General features: G+C 69.9%; 14 protein-coding genes and 1 pseudogene. 6 read left to right on the forward strand and 9 right to left on the reverse strand.

Features of this window, described 5'->3' with window-relative positions; translation table 11 throughout:
* Positions 1-44: 44 nt before the first annotated feature.
* Positions 45-1,331, forward strand: a complete 1,287-nt coding sequence (locus AC3A5T_RS01845) for a heme biosynthesis HemY N-terminal domain-containing protein (RefSeq protein WP_487627098.1) — start codon at positions 45-47, stop codon at positions 1,329-1,331.
* Positions 1,332-1,606: 275 nt separating this feature from the next.
* On the opposite strand, the gene AC3A5T_RS01850 is transcribed toward AC3A5T_RS01845, so the two are convergent.
* Positions 1,607-2,182 carry a hypothetical protein gene (locus AC3A5T_RS01850; RefSeq protein ID WP_487627099.1) on the reverse strand — a complete coding sequence of 192 codons (576 nt, stop codon included), beginning with the start codon at positions 2,180-2,182 and terminating at the stop codon, positions 1,607-1,609.
* A gap of 17 nt (positions 2,183-2,199) precedes the next feature.
* On the reverse strand, positions 2,200-3,477 hold the full coding sequence (locus AC3A5T_RS01855; RefSeq protein WP_487627100.1) for an acetyl-CoA C-acetyltransferase: 1,278 nt from the start codon (positions 3,475-3,477) through the stop codon (positions 2,200-2,202).
* Positions 3,478-3,569: 92 nt separating this feature from the next.
* On the opposite strand from AC3A5T_RS01855, the pseudogene AC3A5T_RS01860 reads away from it, so the two are divergent.
* Positions 3,570-4,287, forward strand: a pseudogene (locus tag AC3A5T_RS01860) (hypothetical protein); the annotation flags it as partial.
* Between the two features lie 493 nt (positions 4,288-4,780).
* Here AC3A5T_RS01860 and AC3A5T_RS01865 read toward each other — a convergent pair.
* From AC3A5T_RS01865 to AC3A5T_RS01885, 5 genes are all read right to left on the reverse strand, one after another.
* Positions 4,781-5,413, reverse strand: coding sequence for a superoxide dismutase family protein (locus AC3A5T_RS01865; protein ID WP_487627101.1), 633 nt, complete (start codon positions 5,411-5,413; stop codon positions 4,781-4,783).
* Positions 5,414-5,514: 101 nt separating this feature from the next.
* On the reverse strand, positions 5,515-6,066 hold the full coding sequence (locus tag AC3A5T_RS01870) for a superoxide dismutase family protein (RefSeq protein ID WP_487627102.1): 552 nt from the start codon (positions 6,064-6,066) through the stop codon (positions 5,515-5,517).
* Positions 6,067-6,111: 45 nt separating this feature from the next.
* Positions 6,112-7,533: a nitrogen regulation protein NR(I) gene (gene ntrC / locus AC3A5T_RS01875; RefSeq protein WP_487627103.1), complete on the reverse strand. Its 1,422-nt coding sequence runs from the start codon at positions 7,531-7,533 to the stop codon at positions 6,112-6,114.
* Complete coding sequence (locus tag AC3A5T_RS01880) at positions 7,530-8,612, reverse strand: two-component system sensor histidine kinase NtrB (RefSeq protein WP_487627430.1); 1,083 nt, start codon at positions 8,610-8,612, stop codon at positions 7,530-7,532. The genes ntrC and AC3A5T_RS01880 overlap by 4 nt, the downstream gene beginning before the upstream one ends.
* 268 nt (positions 8,613-8,880) lie before the next feature.
* Positions 8,881-9,687, reverse strand: a complete 807-nt coding sequence (locus AC3A5T_RS01885) for a rhomboid family intramembrane serine protease (RefSeq protein ID WP_487627104.1) — start codon at positions 9,685-9,687, stop codon at positions 8,881-8,883.
* Positions 9,688-9,821: 134 nt separating this feature from the next.
* Between AC3A5T_RS01885 and AC3A5T_RS01890 the strand changes: the two genes are divergently transcribed.
* Entirely contained in the window at positions 9,822-11,018 is a 1,197-nt protein-coding gene (locus AC3A5T_RS01890) for a GGDEF domain-containing protein (RefSeq protein ID WP_487627105.1), read from the forward strand.
* A 12-nt stretch (positions 11,019-11,030) separates the two neighbouring features.
* Here the strand turns inward: AC3A5T_RS01890 and AC3A5T_RS01895 are convergent, their stop codons facing one another.
* Entirely contained in the window at positions 11,031-11,990 is a 960-nt protein-coding gene (locus tag AC3A5T_RS01895) for a TerC family protein (RefSeq protein ID WP_487627106.1), read from the reverse strand.
* A gap of 246 nt (positions 11,991-12,236) precedes the next feature.
* Here AC3A5T_RS01895 and AC3A5T_RS01900 point away from each other — a divergent pair, with 246 nt between their 5' ends.
* On the forward strand, positions 12,237-13,406 hold the full coding sequence (locus AC3A5T_RS01900; protein WP_487627107.1) for a class I SAM-dependent rRNA methyltransferase: 1,170 nt from the start codon (positions 12,237-12,239) through the stop codon (positions 13,404-13,406).
* A 9-nt stretch (positions 13,407-13,415) separates the two neighbouring features.
* Entirely contained in the window at positions 13,416-15,521 is a 2,106-nt protein-coding gene (locus AC3A5T_RS01905; RefSeq protein WP_487627108.1) for an NHL repeat-containing protein, read from the forward strand.
* Between the two features lie 7 nt (positions 15,522-15,528).
* Here AC3A5T_RS01905 and AC3A5T_RS01910 read toward each other — a convergent pair whose 3' ends face one another.
* Positions 15,529-16,020: an Lrp/AsnC family transcriptional regulator gene (locus AC3A5T_RS01910; RefSeq protein WP_332078949.1), complete on the reverse strand. Its 492-nt coding sequence runs from the start codon at positions 16,018-16,020 to the stop codon at positions 15,529-15,531.
* Between the two features lie 300 nt (positions 16,021-16,320).
* On the opposite strand from AC3A5T_RS01910, the gene AC3A5T_RS01915 reads away from it, so the two are divergent.
* Positions 16,321-18,573 carry a TonB-dependent receptor gene (locus tag AC3A5T_RS01915; RefSeq protein WP_487627109.1) on the forward strand — a complete coding sequence of 751 codons (2,253 nt, stop codon included), beginning with the start codon at positions 16,321-16,323 and terminating at the stop codon, positions 18,571-18,573.
* Positions 18,574-18,622 lie beyond the last annotated feature (49 nt).

Here is an 18,622-nt window from a genome sequence, read left to right on the forward strand (position 1 = left end):
TGGCACCGTAGCGATCTATCCCCTGCACCATCCGGAATTCCGCCATGTCCTTGCTCCGAGCCCTGCTGGTCTGGATCGTCATCGCCCTTCTCGGCGCGCTGGCCGCGCAACTGCTGATGTCGGGCGATCCCGGCTACGTGCTGGTCCGCCGCGGTGGCGTCGACTACACGACGACGGTCATCAATGCGATCGCGATGCTGCTCGGCGCGATGGTCGTGGTCTGGCTGCTGGTCACGTTGATCCTGCTGCCGTTCCGCAGCTGGGGCCGCTACCGCGAAACCAAGGCGCAGAGCCGCGTCGGCGAAGGCCTCGATGCGCTGCATCAGGGCCACTACGCCCGCGCCGAAAAACTGCTGGCGCAGTCCGCCGACGAGAACCCGCATTACGAGCCCGCCGCACGCATCGCCGCAACCCAGGCCGCGATCGGACGCGGCGACGATGCCGGCGCGCGTGCACATCTCGAAAAGTTCGGTGACCGCCACCCGGCGACGCGCGCGATCGCGCTGGCCGAACTCGCCCTGGTCGACGAACGACCGATCGATGCGCTGACCGCACTCGACGCACCGGCCGCGCAGCCGCTGCCGCCGCGCGGGCTCGCGCTGCGCGCCGATGCCTGGGCGATGACCGGCCATGCCGCCGAAGCCTATGGCCTGCTCGGCGCACTGCGTCGCCAGAACGCGTTGCCGGAAGCGCAGCTGGAACTCCGCGAGATCCGCTGGGCCGCCGCATCGCTTCACGAAGCGGCCGATGCCAACGTGCTCGCCGAGCGCTGGGAAGCGCTGCCGAAACACATCCGCACCGAGACGCCGGTGGTGCTGGCCTATGCCGATCGCGCGGTCGCGCTGGGCTGGCACGACGCTGCGCTCAAGAGCCTGGAAACCTCGCTCGATGCGCGCTGGGATGAGCGTGTCGCCGCGCGCTACGCAGCGCTGGAGGTCGGCGACGCCGCGCATCGCCAGTCGCGCATGGAGCGCTGGCTCAACGCGCATCCGTCGAGCCCGGGCGTGATGCTCGGCCTCGCGCGCCTGCACCACATGCAGCGGGACTGGCCGAACGCGCGTGACTACCTGCAGCGCGCGATCGACCAGGGCGCCGGCAGCGATGCCTGGGTGCAGATGGGCGACGCGTATGCCGCCGAGGGCGACGATCGCAACGCACGTCTGTGTTACGCGAATGCCCTGCGCGCCGCCCGCAACGAGCCGGTGGTAGCGCTTCCGCCGGCAACGCCGCTCGCAGCGCGCGACGATCTGATCGAACCTGAGACGCGTGACGCGCACGGCCTGCCGTACGTGCACGGCGATGCGCCGCCGCATCCGACGGACCGGTTCTGAGTTTGTGTGTCCGGCTGACGCGTGCGTCAGCGGGCACGAACACCACTTCTTGCGGTCGAAAAGCGAACACCCCGGCCCCTGGTCCGGGGTGCTCCGCCAGATGCGGCCGCGACTGATGGGCGCGTCAGCAGATGGCTCGGCTGCGCTGCGTCAGCAGTTCAAGGCAACTGGATCGAGCACGTCCAGCGAGCGCATCTGAAGCAAGCCGAACGCGCAGCAATCGAAAGGCGGCTCACCCGCGACGCCGACGGCACGCCGAAGACCGCGGCCCACCCTCAACGCATCGAACGGTGCACCGCCACCGCGCCATCGACCGCCTGATCCAGCGTGATATCCGCCGCACGTCCGCGCCCGTTGCTCGCCAGCGTGACCGTGACCGGTCCGACGATGACCTGTGGTCCCACGGGGCCGAGCGGCGCATTGCCATCGAGCAGCGCATCGGGAATCGCGACGAAGCCACCCAGCGCGGCCACGCGCGGATCCTCGACGTACATGCCGGCGCGCTGCATGTCCTGCGCCGTCAGCGGCTCGTTGTCGACGATGACGATCGCGCCGATCGCCGCGCCGTCGTCGGCCGACCGCCAAGCGCAGCTGATGCCGTAACTTTCGGGCGTGTCCTGGCGGGTGCCGGCGTCGTCGACGGCCTCGAGACCGGCAACCAGGTCGCCGAGCGTCGATGCCAGGCGCGCGCAATCCGGCAAGGCATCGCGCGGTGGTGGCGCCGAGACTAGCTGCGGACCCGACGCGCTCGGAGGCGGCACTGCGTCCGCGTCGTCCTTGCCGCATGCGGCAAGCGCGCACACGGCGACGGCGAGCAGGCCGAGGCGGCCCGAAGTACGGAAGACGGACATGACGACGCTCCGGGCGATCAGCGTTCGAGGATCGCGACGACGCCCATGCCACCGGCGGTGCAGATCGAGATCAGCGCGCGGCCACCGCCGCGTTCCTTCAGCTGCTTCGCAGCCGTGGCGACGACGCGCGCGCCGGTCGCCGCGAACGGGTGACCCGCGGCGAGCGACGAGCCGACCGGATTGAGCTTCGCCGGATCGATGCGGCCGAGCGGCGCGTCGAGACCGAGGCGCGTGCGGCAGTAGTCCTCGCTCTCCCACGCGCGCAGCGTGCACAGCACCTGCGCAGCGAACGCCTCATGGATCTCGTAGATGTCGAAATCCTGCAGCGTGAGATTGTTGCGCGCGAGCATTTCGGCCACGGCGACGGTCGGCGCCATCAGCAGGCCCTCGCCGTGCACGAAATCGACGGCCGACACGTGTGCGTCGCGGATATGGCACAGCACGTCGTGTCCGTGCGCCGCAGCCCATTCGTCGCTGGCCAGCAGACACGCGGAGGCGCCATCGGTCAGCGGCGTCGAATTCGCGGCGGTCAGCGTGCCGCGGCCGGAGGTCTTGTCGAACGCTGGTTTGAGCGTCGCCAGCTTCGCCAGCGAGGTGTCGGGCCGCAGGATGTTGTCGCGCGAGACGCCGCGGAAACTCACCACCAGATCGTCGAAGAAACCGCGCTCGTAGGCGGCCGCGAGTTTGTGGTGCGAGGCGACGGCGAGTTCGTCCTGCGAATCGCGCGCGATGTTCCACTCCTTCGCCATGTCCTCGCAGTGCTCGCCCATCGACTTGCCGGTGCGCGGCTCGGCGACGCCCGGGAAATCCGGCTTGAGCTCGCGCAGACGGAAGCCCTTGAACGCGGCCAGCTTCTCCTTCGGCGTCTTCGCCGCATTCGCGGCCAGCAGCCGGCGGCGCAGCGCGCGGCCATAGACGATCGGCACGTCGGACGTGGTGTCCGAACCGCCGCCGATGCCCGATTCGATCTGGCCGGTGGCGATCTTGTTGCCGATCGTGATGATCGAATCCAGCGACGTGCCGCAGGCGCGCTGCAGGGTGATGCCCGGCGTCAGCGCCGACAGGCCCGACGACAGCGCGGCCTCGCGGCCCAGATTCCAGTCGCTGGAATGCTTGATCACCGCGCCCATTGCGACTTCGCCGAGCTGCTGGCCGTGCAGGCCGAACTTCTCGACCAGGGCCCCCAGCGTGCGCACCGACATCCCGAGATTTCCGACGTCCGCATAAGCGGTGTTCTGGCGGCAGAACGGAATACGAACGCCGCCGAGCACGGCGACGGGACGACCTAGCAGCATCGGAATGACCTCGACAGAACCTGCGTGAGACTGTCCCTGACGCGGGACGGGCATAATGTGAACGAGTGTATCGCTGCCCATGTGCACGGCCAATGACCGCAGATCCCGACATTTCCCGACAAATTCCCGCCCCGCAGGTGCTCGGCGTGCTCGCCCTCGAGCTGAGCGACGACTCCACGCCCGCGCGCGGCGCGCTCGGCCAGCAGGCCGCGGGCGAGCTCGCGAAGCTGCTGGGCCGCGACCTCGGCGCGCTGGTGCCGGGGGTGCGCGATCTCGACCTGTCTTTCGCCGCCGCCCACTTCGATCCCGCCGAACTGCTACGTCCGGGCTGGCCGGTGCACCGCCGTCTCGACGAGCTGCGCGTGCGCGCGCCGCAGTCCGGACAGGGCCCGCGCATCATCGCCTTCGGCGCCGATGCCAGCGGCGCGGTGCCGCTGCCGTTCCAGTCCGACCCGCAACTCGCGGGCGGGCGTCTGCGCGTGCTGCCGTATCTGTTCGTCGGCGAACCCGCAGCGACCGAAGCCGTCGCGGCGCACATGGAATCGATGTTGCTCGACCTCGGCATGGCCCAGGCCGACACCGCTCTGTGCGCGCAGGAGGCCTTCGGCGCGCGCATCGAACACGCGCGCTATCTCACGCTGCACGACCTGCTGGCGATGACCGCCCTGCAGTACCGCAACCAGGGACTCGACCCGCTGTGGGACGTGCTGGAAACCGCGCTGCTCGCGCCGGAGTCCGAGGCCTGGCTCGACGCGCCGCCGGAGCCGCTGCTGCGGTACGTGGACGGTGAAGTGCGGATCGCGATGCTCGCGCCCGACGACTGGCGTCGCCGGTGTGCGTCAGGCGAGTCGGACGACGACCGGCTGGCGAAGGGCTTCGCGATGTACGAGGCGCGGCAACGTCAGTTGTCCGCGGTGCTGCAGGCGCACGGCGTGCCGGTGGTGTTCGTGCACGTGGCGCCCGGGCAGGATCCGGCGGGGGCGTTGCGCTGAAGTTGGATTCGGTCGGGCGCTCCGTTGCTGTACCGGTTCGCCCTGGTAGGCGGGGCAGTGGTAACGCCCCAGCCCTCACCCTACGCGCAACACGCGTCGGCCTCTCCCGGAGGGAGAGGCGCTTGGGTCGCCTGCTTCTGATTACGCGTTGACCTTTCATCGCGATGTTTTGAGCCCTCTCCCCTTGAGAGAAGGTTGGGTGATGGCCGACGACGCCGCGGCATCCGACGCGCGACGACCCAAATGAAAACGCCCGCCTCCTAGCAGGAGACGGGCGCCGATCTTTCTTTACAGCGCAGGCGCGCCAGCGATTAGCCGGCCTGGATCACACCGCACGCCAGACGGTCGCCGGCATTGCCGGTCGGCTGCGTCTTGTAGTCGTCGGCATCCTTGTGGACGATCACGCCCTTGCCGACGATGTCGTCGGCGCCACCGCCGCCGATCGTCGCGCCTTCGAGCCATCCGCTGACCTGGGCGGTGCCGTCGGTGCCGGCGGTGATGTTGTCGCTGTCACCGGCGTGATGGGCGCCCTGGCCGACGCGGCCGTGATCGGTGCTGCCCGGATTGAAGTGACCACCGGCGCTGCTGCCGTCCGGCGCGCTGCAATCCCCGGTCTCGTGCACGTGGAAACCGTGGGTACCGCCGGCCGGCAGGCCCGTCACGGTGCCGGTGACCTCGATGCGACCGTTGACGACGGCAAAGCGCAGTTCGCCTGCGGTCTGGTTGCCGGCGGTCGGCTGCAGCGTGGCCATGGCGGTCGCAGCGGCCATCGCGTCCGGCGCAGGCGCTGCCGCGGGCGGGGTCGCGGCGGTGTTTTCGGCGGCGCGGTCGGCTTCGGCTGCGGCGTTGTCGCCGGTGTTCGCGTTGTCGGCACCGCCGCCGCAGGCGGCCAGCGCGAGGGCCAGCGCGGCGGGGATCGGCATCAGGAATGTATGGGTGCGCATGGAGCTCTCCTCGAATCGGGTGGGGCGCGGCGGGCGCGCGGTGACGCAGCGGGCAGCATCCCCGCGGCCGGGTCTGGACCGCGTGAGTGCGCCACGGCCGCTCACTGGACCTGGACGGTGCCGCAGGCGACGCGGGCGCTGATCGCGCCGGGTGTCGCACCGAGGATCAGCAGCGCGCGGCCGACGATGTCATTGGCCGCGCCGCCGCCGAGCACGGCGCCGGGCAGCAGCAGATCAAGGGTGGCAACGCCACTGCTGTTGGCGACGATGCGGCCGCGTTCGCCGGAATCCGGTTGCCGCGACGGCACGCCCGCCTGCGCGTCGAACTCGGGACCGGCGCTGATCGCATCGACCGCGCTGCAGTCGCCCCGCGTGTGCAGGCGCAGGTTGTGAGTGCCGTTGCGCACCAGGCCACCGACCTCGCCGCGCACGCGCACGCCGCCGACATCGGGCGACAGCACCACGCGGCCGCTGACCAGCGAGCCGGACGCGGATGCGAGATTGGCGATCGCGCCCTGCGCCGTGCCGGTGCTGGCGATCGCGGTGACGGCGGGTGGCGCGGTCTGCGCGGCGGGACGGGGCCCGCTGGCGCAACCGGCAAGCAGGGTCGCGGCGGCGGCCGCGAGCATCGGAAGTCGGATCGTGCTGTTCATGGCGGCCACCTTAGCCCGCGCACACGGCGCATCGATGAAGGGGATTCAACTGCGACGCCGGCGCGCGCCGAGTTTGCGGGTCAGCGTGTTGCGGCCGACCCCCAGACGCGTGGCGGCCTCGGCGCGGCGGCCGCCGGTGTGCACTAGCGCGGTTTCCAGCAGTGCGCGGTCCAGACGTTCGCGCGCCTGCGCATGGATGTCGTCGTCGCCGGCGCGCAGCCGCGTATCGGCCCAGGCGCGCAGCGCGTCGTCCCAGTCGCCTGCCGCCACCGGTTCGGCAGCATCCAGCACCGACGCGCTCGCGCTCAGCAGGCCGTCGAGATCCTGCGGCGTGACCAGATCGGCTGGCGCGAGTGCGGCGAGACGCCAGCACAGGTTCTGCAGTTCGCGGACGTTGCCCGGCCACGCGTGTTCGCGCAGGCGCTGCAACGCCGCTCGGCCGAGCCGCTTGGGCGGCGCATCGAGCTTTTCGGCTGCGGCCTGCAGGAACCGTTCGGCGAGCTGGCCGACGTCGTCGCGCCGGTCGCGCAGCGGCGGCAGCTTCAGGCGCACGACATCGAGGCGATGCAGCAGATCGGCGCGGAAGCGGCCTTCGGCGACCAGACGCTCGAGGTCCTGATGGGTCGCGGCGATCACGCGCACGTCGACGCGGATCAGTTCGCGTCCGCCGACGCGGAAGAATTCGTCCTCGGCCAGCACGCGCAGCAGGCGCGTCTGCAGCGAGGCGGGCATGTCGCCGATCTCATCGAGGAACAGCGTGCCGCCGTCGGCCTGTTCGAAGCGGCCGATGTAGCGCCGCGACGCGCCGGTGAACGCGCCGGCTTCGTGGCCGAACAGTTCGCTCTCCAGCAGCTCGGCCGGAATGGCCGCGGTGTTGAGCGCGACGAAAGGCTTGCGCGCACGCGGCGATTCTCGGTGCAGCGCGCGCGCGACGAGTTCCTTGCCGGTGCCGGTCTCGCCGGTGACCAGCACCGATACCGGCGCCTGCGCGAGACGGCCGATCGCGCGGAACAGCTGGCGCATTTCGGCGGTGTCGCCGACCAGCGCGTCGCTGTCGCCGGTCGGCTGCGGCGCATCGTCGGGCGCGGTGTCGTGGTCGCCGAGCACGCGCGCAGCGAGTGCGACGGCCTCGTCGAGATCGAAGGGCTTGGACAGGAATTCATGCGCGCCGCCGCGGAAGGCGCCTGCGGTGCTGGCGACATCGGTGTAGGCAGACATCACCACGACCGGCAGCTGCGGGTGCTGCTGCTTCAGGCCATCGAGCAGCTGCAGGCCCGAATCGCCGGGCATGCGCACGTCGGTGAACAGCATGTCCGGCGGCGGCCGCTTGGCCAGCGCGTCGCGCACGGCCTGCGCGCTGTCGAAACCGGACACGTCGTAACCGGCTTCGCTGAGCGCCGTGGCCAGCACGAAGCGGACGGAGCGGTCGTCATCGACGACCCAGATGCGCGGGGCGGGCGTACTCATGCGGCGGGCTCCGGCGCGGTGCTGGCGGCTGCGTCAGGCGCATCGTCCTCGACAGGAAACGGCAGCTGCAAGGTGAAAACGGTATGCCCGGTGCGCGAGCGGTAGACGAGCGCGCCACGGTGTTCGCGCGCGACCTGCTGGGCCATCGCCAGCCCCAGGCCACTGCCGTCGGGACGCCCGGACACCAGCGGCAGGAAGATCTGCTCGACCATGTCCTCCGGCACGCCGCGGCCGTCGTCGACGACTTCCAGCCGCAGCACCATCGCGTGCACTTCGTCGCCGATGCGCACGCCGAGCGCGGCGCGGGTGCGCAGGGTGATGTTGGCGGCGCCGGCCTGGATCGCGTTGCGCACGAGATTCCAGATCGCCTGGGTGAGGCGGTCGGGATCGCCGGAGAGTTCCGGCAGGCTCGGGTCGTAATCGCGCAACATGCGCACCGCCCAGCCGGCGTCGGCTTCGGCGAGGCGCAGCACCTGTTCGAGCACGCCGTGGATGTTGAGCGCGCGGTGCGGCGTCGGCGAACGCGGCGACAGCAACTGGTCGACCAGCGTGCCGAGGCGCGCGACTTCGGTGTCGACGAGGGCGACGAGTTCGCGTGATTCGCCATCGCTGACGCGCCGGGCCAGCAGCTGGGCAGCGCCTTTGAGGCCGGCCAGCGGATTGCGGAGTTCATGGGCGAGACCGCGCAGCGCGGCCGACAGCGCCAAGGGCATCGCGAGCGTCGGATCGGCGCCGGGGAATTCGTCGACCGGATGCGCTTCGAGCAGCAGCCCGCCATCGGCCTCGCGCGACAGCCAGGCATCGGCGAAGCGCGGCTCGCCGCCGAGGAAGGCCAGCACCAGCCGGCGCACCCGCATCGGACCGTCGGCCGGATCGCCCGGCGTGCGCAGCGCCAGCCGCAGCACTTCGCCATCGACCTCCAGCGCCGCCAGCGGCTGGTCGATCAGGCGCTTGCGCCCGACCCCGAGCCAGCGCGCGAACGCCACATTGCAGGTGCGGATGCGCCCGTCGGCGTCGGCCCAGACCAGCGGCGTGACCAGTGCATCGAAAGGTTGCGGCGGTGGGGTTTCGTCGGCCATTGCACCAATGTAGTGCATTGGGGTGAGTGTCGACAGGCTTGCGTGGCGCGTTCTACTGAGCCCTCCCCCGTGCACGGGGGAGGGTTGGGTGGGGGGCGAATCGTCCGGTGTCGGGATGACGACCCCAAGCGAAATGCTTTGCACTTGAAGCCCTCCGCTTTGGAGAGCTTTCCCACCTTTGATCGTTTGCCCCCTCCCAACCCTCCCCCGCACGCGCGGGGGAGGGCTCAAGCGGGAATGTCGCCGCGCGGAAGATCTGCCGCGAAGCTCAACTCTCTTCGCTACGCCCGCCGCGCCGATCCGGAAACCGCAGCACCACGCCGCGCGGCTCTTCCGTCGGTCGCTCCCACAGCACCGGCACATCGTGCGGAGCCGGCGGCTCGAAGGTGTCGCGGCGTTCGAGTTCGGCGCGCGCGGCTTCTTCCTCTTCGATCTCCCAGCTGTAGCGCCGGCGCGGCGGGGCCGGATCGGCGTAGCGGAACCAGAACGCGGCCAGCACGCCGCCGATCGCGCCGCCCATGTGCGACTGCCAGGACACGCCGGGCTCCTGCGGCAGGATCGTCAGCAGCATGCCGCCGTAGAACAGGAAGGCGATCATGCCGGCCGCGATCGACGGCCGGTCGCGGCGCAGCAGGCCGAGCACGAACACCAGGAACATCAGGCCGTGGGTCACGCCGCTGGCGCCGAGATGGTGCGAACCGGGCGTGCCCATCAGCCACGCGCCCAGGCCCGAGCCCAGCCACATCAGCGGCAGGCCGCGCAGCGTGGCGCGTGGATAGACCACCAGCGCCAGCGAGCCGAGCAGCAGCAGCGCGCTGGCATTGGCGATCAGATGTTCGGGCGAGCCGTGCAGCAGCGGTGCGGTGAGCAGGCCGAGCAGGCCGCTCCACTCGCCGGGCTTCACTGCGAGGAAGCGCCAGTCGATCGCCGCCTGCACGCCGAACGCGATGCACAGCAGCAGCACGAACAGCACGCTGGCCTTCAGTGCGTTGGACAGGCGGCGCTTGTCGCGTGCGCGCTGGAGCTCGGAATCGGGGAGGTCGTCGGGACTGTCGAGATGCATGTGTCCCAGCATGGCGACGGATCGCGCGGTTGCAAGGCGACGTGACGCGCGTCGCTTTTCACGGTGCGCACGACACACGTCCGCGATCCACACGCTACCGTATCGCCCGACCCCGGTCCGGGGCGCCCTGTCGGAGCGTGCATCGCATGGATGCCTGGCACGTCACCCTGCTGTCGATGTTCGTGCTGCTGGCGGTCTCGCTGGCGGCGATGACGTGGCTGGTCCTGCGCGAACAGCGCATCCGCGAACGTGCCGGCCTGCGCGAATGGACGGCCGGGCTCGCGTTGCAGACCCTGGCCTGGCCGTTGTTCGCGGTGCCGATTTCGGTGCTCGGCGGCACGGTGCAGGCGATCGCCTGCGCGCTGCTGGTCGCCGGCTATGCGGCGATGCTGCGCGCCCTGTTGCGCAGCCTGCCGTCGACACCCGCGCGCACGTCGTGGTCGTGGGCACTGGTCTATGTGCCGGCGCTGGTGCTGCTGCTGGCGCTGCTGGTGCCCGGCCAAGCGCCGGAACACCGCATCGCGATGTTCTGGATCGCCGCGCTGACGACGGTACTGCTGTCGGTACGCGCGCCGCTGCGTCGCGGCGGGCGGCGGCCCTGGCCGGAACGCGCGCTGGTGGTGCTGTTCGTCGGCGCCGCGCTGGTGTGCGTCTATCGCCTCGCCGAGCAGGGCTGGAACCCGCAGTCCGGTCCGACCTTCGGCGCCGGCATCACCCCCGGGCAGCAACTGGCGCTCGCGTACTTCCTGGTGGCGCCGGTGTTCGCGACGTTCGCATTCCTGCTGCTGCAACTCGAACGCCAGCAGCGCTGGCTCGAAGGCCTCGCGGCCGAGGACGCGCTGACCGGCATCCACAACCGGCGTGCGTTCTTCGAACTCGCGCAGCGGCGCCTGGCGCGCACGCGCGACGACGGGTTGGCCGCGTTGCTGATGATCGACGTCGACGGCTTCAAGGCCGTCAACGACGCGCACGGCCACGCCGCCGGCGACGGTGTGCTGGCGAGCGTCGCCGCGCGTCTGCGTGCCGCGATGCGCGAGGGCGAAGTCGTCGGCCGCTTCGGCGGCGACGAGTTCTGCATGCTGCTGACCGGTGGCGGCATCGGCGATGCGGCCGAGCGCGCAGACCGTCTGCGCGCGCAGATCGCCGCGTATCCGCCGGTGGTCGACGGCGTGGCCACGGCGGTGACGCTGTCGATCGGCATCGCCCATGTGCGCGAGGGCCGGGAGCCGGACCTCGACGCACTGCTGGCGATGGCCGATCGCCGGCTCTATCTGGCCAAGCGCGCGGGCCGCAACCGCGTCATCGATCGCGATGTCGAGGTCGCCCTGCCCGCGCCGGCCTGACGCGGACGCGCCTCAGCCACCGGTCACCGGCTTCGGCGGTCGCGCCAGACTCAGCGCCACCGTTACTGCCAGGATTACCGCCACCACGCCCAGCGACCACAGCACCGGGATCTTGTAGATGTCGATCAGCAGCATCTTGGCGCCGATGAAGACCAGCACCACGGCCAGGCCGTAGGGCAGCAGATGGAAGCGGTCGGCCATGCCGGCGAGCATGAAGAACATCGCACGCAGGCCCAGCACCGCGAAGACGTTGGACGTCAGCACGATGAAGGGATCGGTGGTGATCGCGAAGATCGCCGGGATGCTGTCGACCGCGAAGATCACGTCGATCACGCCGATCAGCACCAGCACCACGAACAGCGGCGTGTAGGCCCAGGCGCCGCCCTCGCGCACGCGCAGCGCCTCGCCGCGGTAGCCGTCGGTGAGCCGCAGATGCCCACGCATCCAGCGCAGCACCACGTTGTTCTCCAGATCCGGTTCCTTGCCGGCGGCGAACCACATCTTGAAGCCGGTCAGCAGCAGGAACGCGCCGAACACGTACAGCAGCCAGTGGAACTGCGCCAGCAACGCCGCGCCGACGAAGATCAGCACCGCGCGCAGCACCAGCGCCAGCAGGATGCCGATGATCAGCACGCGCTGGCGTTGTTCCTCGGGCACGCCGAAGAAGGTGAACAGCAGCAGGAAGACGAAAATATTGTCGACCGCGAGCGACTTCTCGACCAGATAGCCGGTCAGGAATTCCAGGCCCACGCGATTGGCGAGCGCAGCGCCCGCGGTCTCATGCAGGTACCACCACAGGCCGGCGTTGAAGAGCAGCGCCAGGGCCACCCAGCCCAGGCTCCACCACAGCGCTTCCTTGAACGTGACCTTGTGCGCGCCGCCGTGGCGCATCAGCACCAGGTCGACGAGCAGAGCGACCACCACCAGGCCGCCGAAGCCGACCCATAACCAGACATTGCCAATCGTATCCATCGAGATTCCCGAGCATGTGGAGGAGGTCCGCAGGGCGCGGACATCGTCGGGAACCGGGAACCGGAATCCGGGGACGTGCCTTCGCCATTGCGGCGAAGGTCTTGCTCACAGCCCGGCTGGACTGCCGTGCGACCGGAGCATCGCTGCTCGAAATGACGGCCTGCACGCTGGGAGCTACTCCCCTTCGGGGGCGGATTCTGCGGTGACCGCGCGTGACGGGCAAGTGCACGCGGTAAAATCGCAGGGATGAACGCACCCTACCCGACCGTACACCTGAAGAACGCCTGGCGTTCCAGCCATCCCTGGATCTTCCAGCGCCTCGTCGAAAAGCCGGCGCAGCGCCCCAAGCCGGGCAGCATCGTCGACGTCATCGGCGTCGAAGGCGAGTGGATCGGCCGCGGTTTCTACAACGGCCATTCGCGCATCGCCGTGCGCATCCTCGAAACGCATCCCGACGTGCCGGTCGATGCCGGCTGGTTCTCGCGCAAGATCGCCGAGGCCGTGTCGCTGCGCCGCGACGTGCTCAAACTCGATGCCGTGTCCGACGCCTGGCGCGTCGTGCACAGCGAAGGCGACGGCCTGTCGGGTCTGGTCGTGGACCGCTACGGCGATCTGCTGGTCGTGGAATTCTTCAGCGCCGGCATGTTCCGCCATCGCGAATGGATCTACGAAGCGCTGACCGAGCAGTTCCCCGGCTGCCGCTTCCACAGCTTCGCCGACGAGCACGTGCAGAAGCAGGAGAGCTTCGACTACCGCGGCAGCGTGCCGGCCGATCCGGCGATCATCACCGAGTACGGCGTGCGCTTCCGCGCCGATCCTGCCGGCGCGCACAAGACCGGCTTCTTCGCCGACCAGCGCGAGAACCGCGAATGGCTGAGCCGCCAGGTGGAAGGCAAGCGCGTGCTCGACCTGTGCTGCAACACCGGCGGGTTCGGTGTGTACGCGGCCGTGCGCGGCGCCAGCGAAGTAGTCGGCATCGACATCGACGAAGACGTGATCGAGATCGCCAAGGGCAACGCCCGGCTCAACGATGCGCGCATCAGGTTTGTGCAGGCGGACATCTTCCCGTGGCTGCGCGATGCGTCGAATGCGGGCGATGCCTTTGATGTCGTCGTGCTCGACCCGGCCAAGATGACCCGCGACCGCGAGCAAGTGATTCCAGCGCTGAAGAAGTACCTCGACATGAACAAGCTCGCGCTCGGCGTGGTCAAGCCGGGCGGCCTGCTGGCGACGTTCTCGTGCACCGGCCTGGTCAGCGAGGAACAGTTCCTCGACATGCTGCGGCGCGCGGCGTTCTACGCCAACCGCACGATCCAGATCCTCAAGGTCTCGGGCGCGGGCGCCGATCATCCGTTCATGGCGCACGTGCAGGAATCGCGTTACCTCAAGGCGGTGTTCTGCCGCGTCGTGGACTGATCCGGCTGCATGGCGGGGAGGCTGCGGCCCGGCTTGCGCGGCGCGATCTGGGGCGTCGCCGCGCTGACGGCGGCCGCGCTCGCGGCGAGCTTCGTCTGGGACTGGCGGACGCCCGAGCGGCCTGATCCCGGTCCGCCGCCCGCGGGCCTGCCGGCGCGGATCGAATCCGTGGCCGGCGACGGCCATCGCGGCGTGCGCGACGGCGCACGTTCCGAGGCGCGCTTCGACGATCCCTTCGGCATCGCCGTCGCGGCGGACGGCACGGCCTTCATTGCCGATGGCGGCGCGTCGAACCGCATCCGCCGCGTGTCGCCCGACGGCCGCGTCGACACCTTCGCCGGCAGTCTCGAAGGTCTCGAGGATGGGCGCGGCGCCGATGCGCGTTTCCACACGCCGTCCGGTCTCGCGCTCGATGCGGGCGGCGCGTTGTACGTCGCCGACACCGGCAACCACGCGATCCGTCGCATCGCGCCCGACGGCACGGTGACGACGCTCGCCGGCACCGGCGAGGCGGGTTTCGTCGATGGCCCGGCGGCGCAGGCGCGCTTCCACGCGCCGACTGGGGTGGCCGTCGATGCGGCGGGGCGGGTGTACGTTGCCGATGGCTTCAACGACCGCATCCGCGTGATCGAGGCCGGCGCCGTGCGCACGCTGGCCGGCGATGGACGTCCGGGCTTCGTCGACGGCATCGGCGCGCAGGCGCGTTTCGATACGCCAAGCGGACTCGCGCTGGCCGGCGACGGTGCGTTGTGGATCGCCGACACCGGCAATCACGCGATCCGACGCATCACGCCCGACGGCACCACGACCACACCGGCACTGCACGGCGACGAACCCGATGCCGCGCCCGCGTCGCCGGTGGCCATCGCCATCGATGCGCAGCAGCGGCTCTACGTCGGCGAACTCGCGCAGGGCCGCGTGCTGCAGCTCGAAGCCGACGGTCGCGCGCGCGTGCTGACCGGTCGCGACATGGCGCAGCGCCTCGCGCGTCCCGCCGGTCTCGCGTTCGATCGCTTCGGCCGGCTGTGGGTGGCCGATGCCGCGGCGTATCGCGTGCACCGGATCACGCAGGTGCGCCGCGCCGGTGCGAAGCAGAATCTCGCCAACGTCGCGGTCGGGCCTGCGCCTGACGCCGCGCTGCCGGACACACGCGGCCGCTGGCCGCTCGCACCGCAGGACGGCTGGCACGAAGTCGTCGGCACGCTCGGCGAGGTGCGCGGCAATTTCCGCGGTGAATCGCGCAGCCACCTGCACGCCGGCTTCGACGTACGCGGCGATGTCGGCAGTGCGGTGCTGGCGATCGCCGATGCGAAAGTCGCGAGTCCCTTTGCCGCGAGCGGATTCGGCGACCAGGCCGAGAACCTCGCGATCGACGACCTGGCCTACATGCACATGCGCGTCGGCCGCACGCCGCGCGGCGAGGTGCTCGATCCACGCTTCCAGCTGATCGCAGGCGATGACGGCCGGCCGATGCGCGTGCGCATTCCGCGTGGCACGCACATCCGCGCGGGCGATGCGATCGGCACGATCAACGCGCAGGCGCACGTGCATCTGATCCTCGGACCGTCCGGTTACCAGCGCAATGCGGTGACGCTGGGCTTCCGCAATTTCGTCGACACCATCGCGCCGCGCATCGACGATCTCGCGCTGCTCGACGCGCTCGATACGCCGATGACGTCGCGCGAGGACGGTCGCGTGATCCTGCCGCGCGATGGCGGCGGCCTGCAGATCATCGTCGAGGCCTGGGACCAGGTGGACGGCAACCTGCCGCGCCGGCGTCTCGGCCTGCACACGCTGGGCTGGCAGCTGCTGGCCGCCGACGGCCGCCCGATGCCCGGTTTCGAAGTCCCGCGTTTCACGATCGATTTCGACCGCATGCCGCCGCATCGCGACGCGGTGCGTGTCGCCTATTCCGCCGACAGCGGCATCACCGTGCACGGCGCCTCGCGCACGCGCTTCCGCTACGCGGTCAACAACCTCGTCCGCGATGGTCGTCTCGAGCCGATGCTGTGGGATCCGGCAGACCTGCCGGTCGGCGATTACCTGCTGCGCGCCACGGTGCGCGATGCCAGCGGCAACAGCGCGACACGCGAGCTGCCGATCCGGCTGTACTGATCCACGCTCAGCCGCGCGCCGGCTCGTCGTCGGTCAACGGATAGCCGGCGAAGGATTTGACCTCGTCCATCAGGAAATGGGAGACGATCTTCTCCACGCCGTAGTCGCCGCTGAGCAGCGAGCGCGCGATGTCCTTCCAGTGGTGCACGTCGCGCACGATAACCCGCAGCATGTAGTCGTAGGGGCCGGACACGCGGCTGGCTTCGACGATCTCCGGCATCGCCAGGATGCAGCGGTCGAATGCGGTGAACTCCTCCAGCGCGTGCTTCTGGAAACTGATCTGGGCCATGACGATCGTCGCCGAGCGGATGCGGTCGACGGCGACGTGGGCGCGGTAGCTGCGGATCAGGCCGCGCTGCTCCAGCGCGCGCACCCGGGCCAGGCAGGCACTGGGCGACAGCGCCACCCGCTGGGCGAGGGCGTGGTTGGTGATCCGTGCATCCTGCTGCAGCACATCGAGGATCTTCAGGTCGGTGCGGTCGGGCGAACGGGCGGACATGCGGCGCTCCTGGGCGGTTGCGGCGGCCGCGGCGGGCTGCGGCAGCGCTACAACGTATCGAATTCCGGGGCCGGCGACGCAGATCCTGCGTAATTCGAGCCCGCATTCCGTGGCTTCTTCGGCGGCGTGCCCGGCGGGCCTTTTCCGATCAATGGTTTAAGCCATGCACGCCCCCCGTGGAATCTGCTGGACGCGATAGCGCCCGTCTTCTATTACTCGAACGTCAGCGCCGCGCTCCGGCAGCACGCCCGAAGCCGCAGCGGCCTGGTCCCAGTCCAGCCATCGCCCACGGGAATCGCCATGAAGCCGCTCACCACCGCACGTCTGGCCCACGCCATCCGTCTCGTCTGTCTGTGTACGCCGCTGATCGCCGCGCCGGCGATGGCGCAGACCGCAGCGCCCGCCGCGTCGACCACGCCCCCCTCGACCACCGATCTCGACGCGATCGTCGTCACCGCCGGCAAGCGCAACGAATCGGTGCGCGAGATCGCGGGTTCGGTCTCGGCCGTCACCGGCCAGCAGCTGGAGGATCTGGGCGCGCAGTCGCTGGCCGACTACATCCAGCGCACGCCTGGCGTGGTGTTCAACAGTTACCAGCCGGGCGTCTCGCACGTGGTCATGCGCGGCATCGCGACCAGCTCGGGCAACGTGCAGGGCCAGACGACGACCGGCTATTTCCTCAACGAAGTGCCGCTGACCGAGCCGGGCTTCAGCATCGTCATCCCCGACATCGACGCCTTCGACATCAACCGCGTCGAAGTACTGCGCGGGCCGCAGGGCACGCTGTTCGGCTCGGCCTCGATGGGCGGCGCGATCAACTACGTGGCCAACGTCGCCGACCCGACCGGCTTCGACGCCGCCGTGGAAGCCACCGCCAGCCAGACCCGCAACGCCGACATCGGCTTCGGCGGCAAGGCGATGGTCAACCTGCCGATCGCCGACGACATCCTCGCCGTGCGCGCCGTCGCGCAGTACCGCGACGATCCCGGCTATCTGGACAACATCGGCCTCGGCCGCGAAGGCAGCAACGACAGCCAGACCGCGGGTGGCCGCCTGTCGGTGACGCTGACGCCGTCGGAAGCGACCACGCTGAGCTGGCTGAGCCTGTGGCAGAACACCGATGCCGACGACAACAGCTACCGCATCGCCGGTCTCGGCGAGTTCGAACGCGACACCGCGATTCCCGAGTTCACCGATACGAAGGTCGCCGTGCACAGCCTGCGGCTCGATCAGGACCTCGGCTTCGCCACGCTGACCGCGTTGCTGTCGCAGCAGCACAAGCAGCAGGACTGGCAGTTCGATTTCACCCCGATCCGCGTGTTCTACAACGCCGATCTCGACCTCGATCTCGACACGCCGCTGTTCATCGCCTCCGGCGGCGAGAGCACCGGCCGCAGCCTCGAACTGCGTCTGGCCTCGCCGGGCGACCAGCGCCTGGAATGGCTGGTCGGCGGCATGGTGTTCCAGACCGACAAGGATCTCTACGAGACCATCGGCGCCGCGGGCGCTGCCGGTGCGTTCGATCGCTCGTCGCTGTTCGGCCCGGGCAGCGGCGCGATCATCGCGCCCGACGGCTCCACTTTCAACGCGTTCTACAGCCATCTCGACGGTTCCGAACTCGCGGTGTTCGGCGAAGGCACCTTCCACTTCAACGATCAATGGAAGGCCACGGTCGGCGGCCGCTTCTTCCGCACCAGCGTCGAAGCGCAAACCACGCAGGTCGGCTTCTCGACGTATCCCGGCGATCCCATCGTCACCCGCTCGCGCACCGACGAGGACGGCTTCAATCCCAAGGTCTCGCTGACCTGGACGCCGTCCGCGGATCTGATGCTCTACGCGCTGGTGTCGGAAGGCTTCCGCTTCGGCGAGCCGAACACGCCCGGGCTCAGTGCGTTCCCGATTCCCGCCGGCTCCGCCAGCGACAGCCTGATCAACTACGAGCTCGGCACGCGCACCAGCTGGGCCGACGGCCGCTGGCTGGTCGACGCGACGCTGTTCTACGTCGACTGGAGCGACATCCAACTGCGTCTGCAGACACCGGACTTCTTCAACTACGCCAGCAACGGCGGCAAGGCCTACAGCCGCGGCATCGAACTGGCGACCACGTGGCGCCCGGTCGACAGCTTCGACTGGACGCTGGCTGCGACCTGGCAGCAGGCGCGCCTCGACGAGGATCTCGACATCCTGTTCGCCGGCACCGCGCCCGCCGGTTCGCAGTTGCCGGGCTCGGCCGACTGGACCGTCAGCAACGTGCTGAGCTACCGCTTCGACACGCGCTTTTCGCCGACGCTGACGCTGGCCCACCAGTACATCGGCAGCGGCATCAGCGATCTCAATTCCGCTGTCCCGGGCGCGGTGCGCAACGAACAGGGCAACTACAACACCGTCGACCTGCGCTACCGCATGTCGTTCGGCAATACCGATCTGACCCTGTTCGGCAGCAATCTCGGCGACACCCGCGGCATCACCCGCAGTGTGTCCGAGGTCAACGGCATCGGCCAGGGCATCGTGCGGCCGCGCACCGTCGGCGTGACCGTGCACTGGCACTACTGACGATGCGCGATCCCCACGCCGGCCCGCGCCGGTTGTCCGACCACGACCG

Source organism: Luteimonas sp. Soil_C_16, from assembly GCF_057657295.1.

Excerpts from the sequence above, each read along its gene's own strand:
- AC3A5T_RS01870 (WP_487627102.1), bottom strand. The coding sequence starts at position 6,066 with ATGAACAGCACGATCCGACTTCCGATGCTCGCGGCCGCCGCCGCGACC.
- AC3A5T_RS01845 (WP_487627098.1), top strand. The coding sequence starts at position 45 with ATGTCCTTGCTCCGAGCCCTGCTGGTCTGGATCGTCATCGCCCTTCTC.
- AC3A5T_RS01910 (WP_332078949.1), bottom strand. The coding sequence starts at position 16,020 with ATGTCCGCCCGTTCGCCCGACCGCACCGACCTGAAGATCCTCGATGTG.
- AC3A5T_RS01885 (WP_487627104.1), bottom strand. The coding sequence starts at position 9,687 with ATGCTGGGACACATGCATCTCGACAGTCCCGACGACCTCCCCGATTCC.
- AC3A5T_RS01880 (WP_487627430.1), bottom strand. The coding sequence starts at position 8,612 with ATGGCCGACGAAACCCCACCGCCGCAACCTTTCGATGCACTGGTCACG.
- AC3A5T_RS01900 (WP_487627107.1), top strand. The coding sequence starts at position 12,237 with ATGAACGCACCCTACCCGACCGTACACCTGAAGAACGCCTGGCGTTCC.
- ntrC (WP_487627103.1), bottom strand. The coding sequence starts at position 7,533 with ATGAGTACGCCCGCCCCGCGCATCTGGGTCGTCGATGACGACCGCTCC.
- AC3A5T_RS01915 (WP_487627109.1), top strand. The coding sequence starts at position 16,321 with ATGAAGCCGCTCACCACCGCACGTCTGGCCCACGCCATCCGTCTCGTC.
- AC3A5T_RS01850 (WP_487627099.1), bottom strand. The coding sequence starts at position 2,182 with ATGTCCGTCTTCCGTACTTCGGGCCGCCTCGGCCTGCTCGCCGTCGCC.
- AC3A5T_RS01865 (WP_487627101.1), bottom strand. The coding sequence starts at position 5,413 with ATGCGCACCCATACATTCCTGATGCCGATCCCCGCCGCGCTGGCCCTC.
- AC3A5T_RS01895 (WP_487627106.1), bottom strand. The coding sequence starts at position 11,990 with ATGGATACGATTGGCAATGTCTGGTTATGGGTCGGCTTCGGCGGCCTG.
- AC3A5T_RS01905 (WP_487627108.1), top strand. The coding sequence starts at position 13,416 with ATGGCGGGGAGGCTGCGGCCCGGCTTGCGCGGCGCGATCTGGGGCGTC.
- AC3A5T_RS01890 (WP_487627105.1), top strand. The coding sequence starts at position 9,822 with ATGGATGCCTGGCACGTCACCCTGCTGTCGATGTTCGTGCTGCTGGCG.
- AC3A5T_RS01855 (WP_487627100.1), bottom strand. The coding sequence starts at position 3,477 with ATGCTGCTAGGTCGTCCCGTCGCCGTGCTCGGCGGCGTTCGTATTCCG.